Consider the following 13,330-nt stretch of genomic DNA (forward strand, 5'->3'; position numbering starts at 1 on the left):
CGACTGAGCCTCACCGGCCGCGCAGGACCGCCTCGAGGGCGTCGAGCACGGTGCGGTCCTCGATCGTCGACGGCACGGCCGGGTTCTCGACGCCGTCGGCGATCTCGCGCATCGTCTTGCGCAGGATCTTCCCCGACCGGGTCTTCGGCAGCGCACTGACGATGTCGACCTGCCTGAACGCGGCGACCGGGCCGATCTCCCGCCTGACCATCGCCACGAGTTCGGCGGTGATCTCCTCAGGGTCGGCCGCCTCGGCGGAATCACCGAGGACGACGAGCGCACGCGGACTCTGCCCCTTCGTCTCATCGTGGACACCGATGACAGCCGCCTCGGTGACCGCGGGATGGGAGGCGATGACGGCCTCCATCACTCCGGTCGACAGACGGTGGCCGGCGACGTTGATGACATCGTCGGTGCGGCCCATGACGAAGACGTAGCCGTCCTCGTCGAGGTAGCCGGAGTCGCCGGTGAGGTAGTAGCCGTCGAAGGCCGAGAGGTACGAGGAGACGAACCGGGAGTCATCGCCCCACACCGTCGCCATCGTCCCCGGCGGCAGGGGCAGCTTCATGACGATGAGGCCCTCCTGCCCGGCCGGCACCGGCGCGCCCCCGGGGTCGACGACCTCGATCTCGTACCCGGGCACGGGCTTCGTCGGGGAGCCCGCCTTGAGCGGGAACCGGGTGAGGCCCAGCGGGTTCGCCGCGATCGGCCACCCCGTCTCCGTCTGCCACCAGTTGTCGACGACGGGGATCTCGCGCCCGGTCGCCTCGGCGAGGATGTTCGTCGTCCACTCGTACGTGTCCGGGTCGAGCCGTTCGCCGGCGAGGAACGACGCGCGCAGCGTGGAGAGATCGTACTTGCCGATGAGCTCGCCGTTCGGGTCCTCCTTGCGGACGACGCGCATGGCCGTGGGGGCGGTGAAGTGGACGTTGACCCCGTGGTCTTCGATGATGCGGAAGAACGTGCCGGCGTCGGGGGTGCCGATCGGCTTGCCCTCGAAGAGCACCGAGGTGACTCCGGCGAGCAGCGGGCCGTAGACGATGTAGGAGTGCCCGACGACCCAGCCGACGTCGGAGGCGGTGAACATCGTGTCCCCGGGTTCGAGGCCGAAGATGTGCGGCATCGAGTAGGCCAGTGCCACGGCGTAGCCGCCGGAGTCGCGGACGATGCCCTTGGGTTTGCCGGTGGTCCCCGAGGTGTAGAGGACGTAGAGTTCGTCGGTCGACTTCACCGTCACCGGGTCGATGCCCTCGGGGGTGGCGGCGAGGAGTTCGGCGTAGTCGAGGTCGGTCGTGCCGAGTTCGCAGCGGTGTTCGTCGCGTTGGACGATGACGGAGAACTCCGGTTTCGAGGAGGCCAGGGAGATCGCCTCGTCGAGCATCGGCTTGTATTCGAGGATGCGGTTGCGTTCGACTCCCGCCGAGGTGGAGATCACGGCCTTCGGGGCTGTGTCGTCGATGCGCACGGCGAGTTCGGCCGGGGCGAAGCCGCCGAAGACGACCGAGTGGATCGCCCCGATCCGGGCGCACGCGAGCATCGCGACGGCCGCCTCGGGGATCATCGGCATGTAGATGACGACGCGGTCGCCCTTGCTCACGCCGCGATCGGACAGGGCACGCGCGAACCGGGAGACCTCGTCGAGGAGCTCAGCATAGGTGATCGTCCGGACGGTGTCGGTGACGGGGGAGTCGTAGATGATCGCCGCCTGCTCGCCGCGTCCGGCCGCGACATGGCGGTCGAGGGCGTTGAAGCAGACGTTGAGTTCGCCGTCGGGAAACCAGCGGTAGATCGGGGCCTGCGAGTCGTCGACGGCGATCGTCGGTTCCCTCACCCAGTCGATGAGCTCCCGGGCCTGCGTCAGCCAATATGCGCCGGGGTCGGCTGCGATCTCAGCGATGACGTCGTCATAGGTGGGGTGTGAGGTGGCATCCATGACCCCATTGTGACGCATGGCACATTCCCTCGCCGAGGCGGGGGTCCCTAACCGTTACCTCCGGCTCCCGGCATCGGGGTCCGTTCCCGGGCACAATGGGAGGATGCGTTATCTGATCGCCCTCATCATCGGAATCGTCGCCCTCTTCATCGTCAACGCCTTCGCGGATCTCTTCTCGATGCCGCGACCGTGGGGTTCGCTCCTCATGGGCGGGATCGTCGGCGTCACCATGGTCATCACCCTCCTCATCTGGGAGACCGTGCGTCCCAGCCAGCATGACGGGGTGCCGGCGAAGCTGAAGATGAGCGAGGAGGAGCGTGCACAGGCCCGGGCGGAGCGGCGTGCCCGTCTCGCCGCCGAGGCGGGAGTGAGTCCCGAGACCGGCGACGCAGCCGCGGTGGGGTCGGAGGACTCCGATCGCGCCGAGGCGGACACCCGAGGCGAAGAAAGCCAGGGGAAGAGCGCGGCGAGCCCGGGACCGAGTGCCACGGCCGCTCCAGGGGCGGCCGCCGCGGGGTCTGCTGCAGCAGCGACAGGTGCGGTTCCGGCGGCAGAGGGAACGCGCGCGGAAGAGTCAGCGACGCAGTCGGCCGATGACGCAACCGCGGCGGCCGACGCCGAGCCCCAACCGGCCGACACGGCAGTGCAGCCGGCCGACACGGCAACCCAGCCTGACGACACGGCAACCCAGCGGGCCGCCGACGCCGAGGAGGCGGAGCGAGCCGACACGGCAACCCAGCGGGCCGCCGACGCCGAGGAGGCGGAGCGAGCCGAGGCCGACGCGAGCACCGTCGACGAGGTCGAACCCGATCATGCGAGAGAAGCCGCCGAACGCGAGGCCGAGGTTCGGGACGAGTCCCGCGACGATTCGGCCCAGGGGTCATCGCTCGAATCCCCGCCGGTCGGTGAGCCCGGCGTGTCCATCGACGCCCTCGACGACGAGAAGGACGACGCGGACTCCGCCTCCGGCGATGAGGGGCGCTCGCACTAGGCGACCAGCCTCATCGAACGGTCAGCCGCAGTCGGCGGCCGCAGGAGTCACCCGCCAGAGTCGGCCGGTCCCGTCAGAGTCGGCCGGTCCCGTCTGCGAAGACGAGGGCCAGGACGTCATCGACGGCGCGATCCCTCGTCGTGAGCGCAATGCGCGCCCATCCTTCACCCGATCCGAGCCCCTCACCGGCGAGGATGCGGGTCCGCAGCTCGATCCACCGGCGCCAGTGCCGGTCGAAGGCGGGCCTGCGCACGACCCTGCCGCGCCGCTCCTGGCCGCGCAGCGCGGCCTCATGGTCGACGTCGATGAAGACCGCCTCGGCATCACGACCGGCCGCATGCGCGAGCCCCGAGATCAGAAGCCGACTCCACCGGCGGGTTCCCGGGTCGTGGACGACGACCGGGGGACCGCCTCGGCGAAGGATGCGGCAGAACGCCGCGATGTGAGCGATGGTGTGGACGAACGGGCGCGCCACCGTGTACGGCACCCAGGGGAGGATGCGGCGGAGACAGTCGCGCACGGGCTCCGGATCGGAGACCCGCAGCCACGGCGCACGGCGTTTGATCTCCCTGAGGGTCTCGGTCTTGCCGGCCCCGGGAACGCCTGCGAGCAGGACGACCGGAGACGACCGTGTCGCGGTCATGGACCCATTGTGCAGGGACAACCTGTGCCGAGGATTCGAGCGCCGCACCGACCGGGAACGCGCACGGCCGAAATCGCGTGCGACAGTCAGCCGGCGTAGTGGGCCGCGAGGATCTCCAGACCGTCTTCGATGCTCACCCGCGGAGTCCAGCCGAGCACCTCCTGCGTCCTGCGCTGATCGAACCAGTGCGCGGTCGAGAGCTGTTCGGCGAGGAACCGGGTCAGCGGCGGTTCGTCGTCGTGATCGCCCAGCGCCCACACCCGCTCGACGACCGACCCGGCGGCAAGCGCGGGTCCGACGGGGATGCGCAGCCGCGGCTCGGCGGCTCCGCCGGCGATCGCGATGCGCGACATCAGCTCGCCGATCGGCCGGGGCTGACCGTTGGTGACGACGAGCGCCTCACCATGGGTCTCATCGACAGCGGCGACTGCCGCCACGATCGCCTCGACGGCGTTGGCGACGAAGAGCGTGTCGACGAGTGCCGCCCCGGGCCCGAGCACCGGCATCCGCCCGGCCTTGGCCCGGTCGATGACCCGCTCGGTCAGCTGCGTGTCCCCGGGCCCCCACATGAGGTGCGGGCGCAGCACGAGGACCCGGAAGTCCGCAGAGTCCGCGCCCAGGGCGATGAGCTCACCGGCCGCCTTCGTCCTGGCGTACTCGCCGCGCGCGTGCTCGGGTGAGGCCGGTCCTGCGCCGTCGCCGACGATCGACTCGCCCGTGTGCGCGACCGACGGCGACGAGATGTGGATCAGCCGGGGCACCCCGGCGGCGCGTGCCGCCTCGATGAGGGTGGCGGTGCCGCCGTTGTTGACGGCCTCGAACTCGCTGGGATCACCCATCATCGAGACCTTCGCGGCCAGATGGACGATCGCCTCGGCCCCGGCGACCGCCTCGGCGACAGCTGCGGGATCCGTGACGGTGCCGAGCACATCCCTGGCGCCCTCGACCCCGGACGGTCGCCGCTGCAGGGTGGTGACGGTGTGACCGCCTGTGACGAGTGCGCGGGCGACCGAGGAGCCGAGCAGCCCCGAGGCTCCGGTGACGGTGATGTTCATGTCAGGCTCCTCAGCTTCTCAGACGCGGCGGGGCACGCCGTCGCCGGTGAGCACCGTCTCGGCCCACTCGGCCAGCCGCGACCGGTCGATCTTCGAGTTGTGGCGGATGTCGGTCGGGAAGCTCGGCGCGACGAGCACCGCCGCGAGATCCTGCCCGGTCTCGGCGACGAGGGCGCGCAGCCGCGCCGTGAGGTCGAGCGGTGCGAGCCCCGGGGACAGCGCGGTCCCCTCGGCGTCGAGGACCGCGACGAGGGCCTGCGTCCCGACCGGCCCCGTGCCGACGACGGCGCTGCGGCGGACCTCGGGATCGGTGTCGATGAGCGCCTCGAGCCCGCCGGGACCGACCGGTCCGAGCGGCGTCGTCACGACGTGCTGCAGCCGGCCTTCGAGCCACACCCGACCCTCATCGTCGATGTGCCCGATGTCGTTCGTCCGGTGCCATGAGAGCCCGCCGAGGCGGTCGCGCCCGGCGTCCGCGGTCGTGCGCCAGAGATTGTCGTACCCCGAGCGCAGGTGGGCGGCACTGACGACGAACTCGCCGAGGCGGCCCTGCGCCGCCGTGCCCTGGAGCAGCTCCTCGGCGGCTGTGCCATCACCGTCGATCGGGGCGAGGGCGAGCTCGACCCCGTCGATCGGGGTGCCCACGCACACGCCGAGGTCGTCCCCGGCCGCGGCCGCCGCGACGCCGGCGGAGTCGATGTCGGTGAGCAGCAGCCCTTCGGTCATCCCGTACGGCGAGTGGATCGCGGCGTTCGGGAACACCTCGGCGATGGACTCCATGAGCTCGAGCGGGACGGGTGCGCCGGCGGAGAGGACGAGCTCGACGCCCGCACACGCCGCGCGCTGGGCGGCGTCGAGTTCGCCCGCGGTCGCGGCGACGTTGCGGTACGCGGCGGGGGAGGCGAAGACCATGGTCGCGCTGCCGGCGATGATCGCCTCGGCGATCGCCGTGGCCGTGAGCGTCTTCGGCTTCGTCACGGACATGTCCGGTGTCACCGAGGTGGCCCCGATCGCCGGTCCCAGCAGCGCGAACGGCGGGAAGCCTGCGACGAGACCGGTGCCCTCACGGACGTCGAAGACGTCGGTGAGCACCGCGGCGAGGGCGGCGATGTCGCCGTGCGTGTACCGCACACCCTTCGCCGGGCCCGTCGACCCTGAGGTGAAGAGGATCGCGGCGTCGTCGTCCGGTCCGGGGGTGGGCGGATCCCCGAAGATCGGGGTGCGTGCGAGTTCGGTCAGGCTCGTCTCGGCGGCGACAATCCTCCGCTGCACCGGCCCGAGCGGGGACACGGAGATGCGCCGTCCGGGCCAGCCGAAGGCACGGGCGAGGCCGAGTCCGGGCAGTTCGCCGATGATCCACTGCGGATCCGCCGAGGTGACGGCCCGGGTCATGCCCCGGGGGCCGAGTCCGGCGTCGGCGACGACGGCGACCGCGCCGATCTTCAGGCACGCGTAGAGCGCTGCGGTGAGGTTGTTGCCGGGCGGGACGAGCATCGAGACCCGGTCGCCAGGGCGCACGCCGAGGTCCCGCAGGCCGTGGGCGATGGCCGTGGTGACGTGCCAGAGGTGACGCCACGTGATCTGCTGGGCGGGGTCCTTCGAGAAGTCTACCGAGGCGATCGTCTCGTCGTCGCGGCGGGCGTCGAGGATCGCGGTGACCGGGCGGGCCGCGGTCGGGGATGCGCCGACCGGCGCTGGGGCGTCCCCGCTCGAGCGCCCCTCGGCGGGGAACTGCACGTCGAGCCAGTCGAGGACGAGGCCGGGCACGTCGAAGTCCTCGCTGACGAGGTGCGACCCGAGTTCGAAGCGGTGGACGTCGGCCTGCGGCAGACGCTGCCGCAGATCGCGCAGGTAGCGTTCGAGGAACACCGGGTCCTTCGGTCCCCACACGAGGAGCGCCGGGCGGTCGAAGGCGGCGATGTCCTCACCGATGCGCTGAAGCTCCGCATACGAGGGGTGGGTTTCGTCCACGGGGATGTCGGCGACGAACCCGCCGATGCCGTGGCGCAGGTCCGCCGATTCGTAGGGGGCGCGGAACGCGGCCCGCACCTGCGGGTCGAGATCGCCGAGGCGCAGCGTCACGCGCAGGAAGCCGTCGGTGACGACCGTGGCCGTCGGCAGCATGGGCCCGGCGAGCGTGGCCCGCAGCGGCGCCGGGATGGGCGCGTTCTCCGGCTGGTGGACGGCCGTGTTGAGGCTGATCGCGGCATCGACCCAGTCCCGGTTCCGGGCGGCCCAGCCCAGGGAAAGCACTCCGCCCCAGTCGTGGCCGATCGTCACCACGGGATGATCGGCGCTGTCGGCCGCACCCGACGCAGACGTCACGGCGGCGGCCTCGGCACCGCCGGTCGCCTCGGCGAGGAGGGGAGTGACAACGGCGTCGAAGTCGGCGATGCGCTGGGAGATGCGGCGCACCTCGGCGCCGGAGGGAGTGGGCAGACCCGCATGGGGCAGACGTTCGGAGAAGCCCATGTCGAGCTGGTCGGGGGCGATGAGACGCCAGGCGCGGCCGCCGGCACGGGCGGAGGCGAGGGTCGCGGCGGCCAGCCTGCGCCACAGGTACGACCAGGTCGGGTTGCCGTGGAGGGCGAGGATCGTGCCCGCCGGCTCGAGGCCTTCGGCGCGCAGCGCGCTCAGGGTGTCGAGGACATGGAAGTCATGCGGGCCGTCGGCGGTGGCGGCGGTGACGATCCGGGACCAAGCGGGATCCCACTCGGGCAGCGTCGGGGGAGTCGTTGCCGGCCGTGCAGGGTGCTTCATCCGATCCTCTACCACTCGATTTCGGTCATGGCGGTGTTGAGCCCCGATCCCACGCCCATGCACAGGATCCGGTCGCCGCGCTTGAGCGTCTCGACCTCACGGCTGAGCGTGATCGGCAGGGAGGCGGGCCCGACGTTGCCGAGCTCGGGGTAGGTCACGGGGATCCGTTCGGGATCGAGGCCCGCGGCCTTCGTGATCGAGTTCGTGTGGACGTCGGAGACCTGGTGCATGACGTAGCGGTCCATGTTCCGCCAGTCCCAGCCGGTCTCGTGGGCTTCCTCCCACGCGGCGACGACGAGCTCCATGCCCCCGGCCAGCAGGCCCTTCGTGTCGGTGAACATCCCATTGTGGTCGCCGACGCAGAGCTCGTGGTGCTGGGTGGCCGCCCGGGTGATCCCGCCGAGGATGCGGTGGCCCTCAGGGTGCTTGTCCGCGGGTCCGAGGACGGCGGCGGAGGCGCCGGAGCCCAAGGTGAGCGAGGCGAACTCGTTGAGGTACTCCTCACGGGTGATGCCGTCGCGGGTGAGGCGGCGCAGCGTGGCCTCCTGGACGCGGGAGGCGTCCTCGCCGGCGACGACGAGGGCGTAGTCGATCTGGCCGGCGTCGATCATGTTCGCGGCCAGGGTCATGCCGTTGACGAACCCGAGGCACGCATTGGCGATGTCGAAGTTCATCGCCTGCGGGCCCAGGCCGATCCCGGCGTGGACGCCGACGGCCACAGACGGTTCCAAGTGCTCCCGGGTCACCGAGGTGTTGACCATCAGCCCGATGGCACCCGGCTCCACCCCCGCCTCGGCGAGGGCCTTGCCGCCGGCGGCGACGGCACCGGCGACGAAATCGCTGGGCTGATCCCAGTTGCGGCGGGACTCAACCCCGGCCACACGCTGGAGGAGACCCGTGGGCAGGCCGAGGGTGGTGAGGGTATCGGCGAGGCGCTCGTCGAATTCGTGTGAGGTCACTACGTTCGGGGCGACGATCTCGGCCAGACCGAGAAGCGCCACATTCGAGTGCCGGAAAGTTGCGTTGCCGTTCGCCAATTGAGGTTCTCATCCCTTTTCGGGTCGTTCGTCGACGTCTGCCTGGGCCGCCCTGACGCACTGGGTGGGCGCGGCAGGCCGGAGGAAGTCCGGGGACCATCCTAGCGCGCAGTTGCTGAGATCGTTCTCAGCGGTGATCCGGCTCACGCGGTTCTGCGCCCCCGGCGGCGCGGGCTCAGCGCGTGAACCACGTGAACGCATCGTAGAGCACCCCGGTGGCGCAGAGCACGGCGATGAGGGCGAGGACGATCGAGGTCACGGTGTGGGAGACCTTCGAGGACTGGAACCGCTCGGCCCGGCGGTAGGGCATCGGACGGTCGGTGACATTGCGTCCGAACTGGACGAAGATCCGCCAGTCCATGACGTCGATGAGGGACTTCGCGGCGAGCGTGAAGACGATGATGCAGCCGATGGCCATGAACAGGAGGAAGACGAAGCCCAGGAAGCCGTAGTCGGTGAAGAACTTCACGACCCGGTCGACGACGGCGGCGGCGAACCCGGAGAAGCCTTCGCTGAACGGCAGGGGTTCGAAGGAGTCCATGATCGAGTTGAGCGTCATCCGGTCGCGTTCGGTCCGCGCGGCCCCGATGTACATGACCAGCGCTGCGGCCAGGGCCACGCCGAGGTTGATGATCGAGATCGTCGAATTGTCCGGCCAGAAGTCGAGGGACTTGATCGTATAGGTCGCGGCGAGGGCGACGCAGATGATCGCACCGACGAGGGCGCCGACGGTCGCGGGCAGGAGCAGGTTGTTGAAGAAGACGAACGCGATCGCGGCGAGGAGGCCGGCGCCGAGGATGTAGGTGAACACGGCGATCGTGTCGCCCGAGGAGGATGTGGCCGCACGGCGGTTCTGCTCGATCATCCGGCCGGAGTAGGCGATGTTCTGGGTCAGCTCGGCCGTCGTCGCCTTCGCCTCCCCGGCGCTCGGCATCACCCGGGTCTCGGCCTCGTCGGCGCTGTAGCCGCGCAGGTCGCGGCGGCGCGGTGGAGCCTGGTTGTATCCCTGCTGCCCGTACCCCTGTTGGCCGTAGCCCTGCTGGGCGTAACCCTGCGGTTGGGCGCCTGCTGCCCGGTGTTCGGGGGCGGGCTGCCACTTCCCGACCTTCGCGGCGAGGAGGTAGATGAGGATGACGACGATGGCCGCGAGGACTCCGATGGAAATGCTGGCGCCGATCGCGCTCATAGGGACTTCCTTGCAGGATGGACAACAGTGTTCTTGTCCTATTCTATGGCTTGCCGCGCACGGGCCTGCAGAAGATGGGTCTCAGCGCCTCCGCGGCGCGGACTCGTGGGTAAGCTGGAGGCGAGCCCACCGCCCGGAATTCGAAGGAGAATCCCGATGAGCAATGCCCAGGCCTTCACGACAGCGGCCATGCCCCTCGACCAGCAGCTCGTCCTCGTCACCGGAGCCGGCCGCGGGGTGGGGGCGGCGATCGCGAAGGCCTTCGCCCATGCGGGGTCCTCGCTCGTCATCAACTACCGGTACTCCGCCGATGCCGCAGAGGAACTCGCCGAGGCGGTCCGGGCCCGGGGCGGTCGTGCTGCGGCGATCGAGGCCGACGTCACCGACGACCGGGCCGTCGATGCGATGTTCGAGGCCGCGCAGACCGAGTTCGGCACTCCCGTCTCGACCGTCGTCAACAGTGCCCTGCTCGACTACACGTTCAACGGCGACGATCGGCAGCCCGCCGACGAGATCGACTGGGAGGACCTCGCCCTGCAGTTCCGCGGCACCGTGGGAGCGGCGATGAACACGATCCAGGCGGCCATGCACGGGTTCCGGGAGATCGGATCGGGGCGCGTGATCAACATCGGCACGAACCTCGTGCAGAACCCGGTCGTGCCCTATCACGACTACACCGCGGCGAAGGCGGCGCTGCTGTCTCTCACCCGCACCTTCGCCCGAGACCTCGGCCCGATCGGGGTGCGGGTGAACATGGTCTCCGGGGGACTCCTGCGCACCACCGACGCTTCGGCGGCGACCCCGGAGGAGGTCTTCGACGGGATCGCCGAGGCCTCTGCGCTCGGGCACGTGACCACTCCGGAGGAGTTCGCCTCGGCGGTCGTCTTCTTCGCCTCACCGGGCTCACGTGCGGTGACGGGTCAGAACCTCATCGTCGACAACGGCCTCGTCATGAAATGACGGCGCGGTGCGGAGCCGAGTGCGGGGATGGCTATGCTGGTGCGATGGTCAACGGGCGTGAGCAGGTCTCCGGCGGACACGATCACGCGCACAGCACCCCGAGTCTCTCCGTGAGGATGCGCACGGCGATGCCCGGCCTCACCCCAGCCGAGCGGAAGATCGCGCGGGCGATCCTCGCCTCGTATCCGCTTGCGGGACTCGAACCCATCGCCGATCTCGCTGCGGCGGCCGGAGTCAGCGCCCCCTCGGTCGTGCGGTTCGCCCGCACCCTGGGCTTCGACGGATATCGGGGACTGCAGGAGGCGCTCAAGGTCGAGATGAGGGAGCGGGAGGCCTCGAACCTCTCGCAGGCCCAGGTCCGGGTGCCCGGGGACGAACCGGTCTTCGACGCCGCACGTCAGGGCTACCATGCCGGCATCGACGAGACCTTCGACTCCGTCATCGGCGACGAACTCGACCGGGCCGTCGCGCTGCTCGTGCAGACGAAGCGGACGCTCGCGCTCGCCGGGTCCACGTACACCGGCTACATCGCCGACATCTTCCACGCGCAGCTCGCCCCTGCCCGACCGCGGGTGACGCGGCTGTCGTCGTCCCCGCTGCTCGCGGCGTCCCAGCTCATCGACCTCGGGCGCGGGGACGTCCTCGTCGCCTTCGACGTCCGGCGCTACGATCCGACCCTCGCCGAGGTGGTCCGGATCGGCAAGGAGCTCGGTCTGACGACGCTCGTCTTCACCGATCTCTGGCTCTCACCGGCGGCGACGCTCGCCGATCATGTGCTCACGGCCGATGTCAGGGCCTCGGGTCCCGCGGACACGCTCGCTCCGATGCTCGCGCTCGTCGAAGCCGTGAGCGAACTCGTCGCGACCGGACTCGGGGAGGACAGCGTCAGGCGACTCGCCCGCGTCGACCCGGTGCGGCTGCGCCTGCAGGGTGACGCCGGGCGCGCGTGAGTCAATTCGCCGCGCGTCGATCCGCCGCGCGTGAGTCGGCCTGCCGCGGGTGGATCGGCCGCGGGTGGGTCCACCGCGGGTGACTCAGCCGATGTCGACGAGGTTTTCGGCGGGGGTCAGCGTCGCGGTCCCGGGTGGCGGCGGGCCCGGAAGGGCACGCTCGGGAAGCCTGTTGCGGCGACCCTCCACCCCGGGGACGCGCCCCCGGAGCCGTTCTCGGACAGAGCCGACGACCGCCTCGGCGGGGGTGCGGTGTTGCTCGGGGCGGGGACTGCGGGAGGGGGCCCGGGAGCTGCGGCGCCGGCCGCATCGAGGGCGGACACGATTCGTCTTCCCTTCTCATCCATCGGTGGCTCCGACGGCGGGTCGGGGATCGCGACAGGGGGTCTGTGGGACGAGGGCTGGGGCAGACGACGGTGTCTGCCGGGGACTCTCGACGGTGGTGCGGAGAGCAGATGTTCCGGGACGGGCGGGGTGCATGGGGATCCTTCTCGGGTGTGCACGAGACGACAAGTCGGGCAGCGGAGCGTTCCCTGGTCAAGGGAACGCTCCGACTGTCGGGGGATTCCGGCAACGCGAGGGTCGTCGCTGTCGGCAAGGGCGGGTCGGCGATGGGTGTCGCACGCGGGGGTCGATGAGTCCGCGCACGTGGACTCGTTGAGTCCGGCCGTGAGGGGCGGTCGGGGATCAGCGCATCGGGGACGGTGCCGGGGAACGACGGACGCGGGGGTGACCTTGTCCGAAGTGCCGGGGACAGTCGCTCATCTGTATGGAATTTTCATTCCAGAGTATGACATGTGCCGCTGAATGTAACCCCAGTTCTGGGAAATTCTCCGGCGTCGGGTCGGTGAACTCTCGGGTGAGCGAGGAGCAGGTGCGTCGTGACAGGGGCCCTTACGACGGAATGCGCACTTCAGAGGTCGGATTCCGGCGTCTTCGTGCGGATGTCGGAGGCGAGGGTGCTGTTTTCCCGGTGCGGGCTTCGGCGGTCCTCTCGGTGTGGGAGGCGGCGAAGGGGCCGTAGTTCTCTCGCGGTGGGCCTTGCCTGTCCGTGCGGTGTCCCGCGATGCGGACCCGGATGGTGGTCGGCCGTCCCGCAGTGCGGGCGTCGTCGACGGGTCTGCCTATCTAGGGCGCGGGCGTCGACAGTGAGTCGAGCGTCCCGTGGTGTGGTCGTCGTCAGCGCGTCTGCTGCTGCGCGGTGCGGGCGTCGACCGGGGGTCTACCGTCCCGCGGTGCGGGCATCGACCTCGGCGAGGAAGCGCAGCGCTCGGTCGCGGAGGACGGCGGCGCTCTCCGGCTCGAAGTCCTCGGACTCCGGGTCGCTGAACAGGTGTGATGATCCGGGGTAGAGGAAGCCCTCGGCGGTGGCGCCCGCGTCTCGGGCCGAGGCGAGCAGCGTGTCGACGTTATCCGCATCCCGCCAGACATCATCGACGGCGAAGTGGACCTGGAGAGGTACGTGCGACTGCCACCGGGTGGGTGCGGGGAAACCGCCGCCGTGGAAGAGGAGGACGCCTGCGGCACGCTCGTCGTTCTTCCCCATCTGCTGGGAGATCGCGGCACCCAGGGACAGACCGGCGAACACGAGCGGACCGTCGAGGTCACGGCTGGCGGCGGTCACCCGGTCGACGAGCGTGCGGAAGCCCACGGCACGCGAATGGGCCAGCCCCGCCTCGGCGGTGGTGAAGGTGTGCCCGTCGTAGATGTCGGGGGCGATGACCGTGTGCCCGTGGTCCCGGTAGGAGTCGGCGATGCGGTCGATCCCGGGCGTCCTGCCGAGCGCCGAATGCGTGAGGACGATCGTGGCCACGG

The 13,330-nt window shown here is 70.4% G+C and carries 10 protein-coding genes; 3 read left to right on the top strand and 7 right to left on the bottom strand.

Features of this window, described 5'->3' with window-relative positions; genetic code table 11:
* Positions 1–10: 10 nt before the first annotated feature.
* Positions 11–1,933: an acetate--CoA ligase gene (locus AAHA49_RS11740; RefSeq protein ID WP_342038426.1), complete on the bottom strand. Its 1,923-nt coding sequence runs from the start codon at positions 1,931–1,933 to the stop codon at positions 11–13.
* A gap of 103 nt (positions 1,934–2,036) precedes the next feature.
* On the opposite strand from AAHA49_RS11740, the gene AAHA49_RS11745 reads away from it, so the two are divergent.
* A complete protein-coding gene (locus tag AAHA49_RS11745; RefSeq protein ID WP_342038427.1) occupies positions 2,037–2,924 on the top strand; it encodes a hypothetical protein in 888 nt (295 codons plus the stop codon).
* Between the two features lie 73 nt (positions 2,925–2,997).
* On the opposite strand, the gene AAHA49_RS11750 is transcribed toward AAHA49_RS11745, so the two are convergent.
* The 5 genes from AAHA49_RS11750 to AAHA49_RS11770 all read right to left on the bottom strand — a co-directional run bounded on the left by AAHA49_RS11750 (position 2,998) and on the right by AAHA49_RS11770 (position 9,605).
* Positions 2,998–3,567 (bottom strand): AAA family ATPase, encoded by a 570-nt coding sequence (locus AAHA49_RS11750; protein WP_342038428.1) that lies wholly within the window; start codon positions 3,565–3,567, stop codon positions 2,998–3,000.
* An 86-nt stretch (positions 3,568–3,653) separates the two neighbouring features.
* A complete protein-coding gene (locus AAHA49_RS11755; RefSeq protein WP_342038429.1) occupies positions 3,654–4,622 on the bottom strand; it encodes an NAD-dependent epimerase/dehydratase family protein in 969 nt (322 codons plus the stop codon).
* 18 nt (positions 4,623–4,640) lie between these two features.
* Positions 4,641–7,382, bottom strand: coding sequence for an alpha/beta fold hydrolase (locus AAHA49_RS11760; RefSeq protein WP_342038430.1), 2,742 nt, complete (start codon positions 7,380–7,382; stop codon positions 4,641–4,643).
* Between the two features lie 8 nt (positions 7,383–7,390).
* Positions 7,391–8,419 (bottom strand): 3-oxoacyl-ACP synthase III, encoded by a 1,029-nt coding sequence (locus AAHA49_RS11765; RefSeq protein ID WP_339391288.1) that lies wholly within the window; start codon positions 8,417–8,419, stop codon positions 7,391–7,393.
* 175 nt (positions 8,420–8,594) lie between these two features.
* Positions 8,595–9,605 (bottom strand): hypothetical protein, encoded by a 1,011-nt coding sequence (locus AAHA49_RS11770; protein ID WP_342038431.1) that lies wholly within the window; start codon positions 9,603–9,605, stop codon positions 8,595–8,597.
* A gap of 156 nt (positions 9,606–9,761) precedes the next feature.
* On the opposite strand from AAHA49_RS11770, the gene AAHA49_RS11775 reads away from it, so the two are divergent.
* Both AAHA49_RS11775 and AAHA49_RS11780 read left to right on the top strand, forming a co-directional pair.
* A complete protein-coding gene (locus tag AAHA49_RS11775; RefSeq protein WP_342038432.1) occupies positions 9,762–10,565 on the top strand; it encodes a 3-oxoacyl-ACP reductase in 804 nt (267 codons plus the stop codon).
* 44 nt (positions 10,566–10,609) lie between these two features.
* Positions 10,610–11,515 carry a MurR/RpiR family transcriptional regulator gene (locus tag AAHA49_RS11780; protein WP_342038433.1) on the top strand — a complete coding sequence of 302 codons (906 nt, stop codon included), beginning with the start codon at positions 10,610–10,612 and terminating at the stop codon, positions 11,513–11,515.
* A 1,222-nt stretch (positions 11,516–12,737) separates the two neighbouring features.
* Here AAHA49_RS11780 and AAHA49_RS11785 read toward each other — a convergent pair.
* Complete coding sequence (locus tag AAHA49_RS11785) at positions 12,738–13,328, bottom strand: dienelactone hydrolase family protein (protein WP_342038434.1); 591 nt, start codon at positions 13,326–13,328, stop codon at positions 12,738–12,740.
* Positions 13,329–13,330 lie beyond the last annotated feature (2 nt).

Source organism: Brevibacterium ammoniilyticum (assembly GCF_038429965.1).
Taxonomy (GTDB): Bacteria; Actinomycetota; Actinomycetes; order Actinomycetales; family Brevibacteriaceae; genus Brevibacterium; species Brevibacterium ammoniilyticum.

Coding starts and splice junctions, on each gene's coding strand:
- AAHA49_RS11740 (WP_342038426.1), bottom strand. CDS start 1,933: ATGGATGCCACCTCACACCCCACCTATGACGACGTCATCGCTGAGATC.
- AAHA49_RS11745 (WP_342038427.1), top strand. CDS start 2,037: ATGCGTTATCTGATCGCCCTCATCATCGGAATCGTCGCCCTCTTCATC.
- AAHA49_RS11750 (WP_342038428.1), bottom strand. CDS start 3,567: ATGACCGCGACACGGTCGTCTCCGGTCGTCCTGCTCGCAGGCGTTCCC.
- AAHA49_RS11755 (WP_342038429.1), bottom strand. CDS start 4,622: ATGAACATCACCGTCACCGGAGCCTCGGGGCTGCTCGGCTCCTCGGTC.
- AAHA49_RS11760 (WP_342038430.1), bottom strand. CDS start 7,382: ATGAAGCACCCTGCACGGCCGGCAACGACTCCCCCGACGCTGCCCGAG.
- AAHA49_RS11770 (WP_342038431.1), bottom strand. CDS start 9,605: ATGAGCGCGATCGGCGCCAGCATTTCCATCGGAGTCCTCGCGGCCATC.
- AAHA49_RS11775 (WP_342038432.1), top strand. CDS start 9,762: ATGAGCAATGCCCAGGCCTTCACGACAGCGGCCATGCCCCTCGACCAG.
- AAHA49_RS11780 (WP_342038433.1), top strand. CDS start 10,610: ATGGTCAACGGGCGTGAGCAGGTCTCCGGCGGACACGATCACGCGCAC.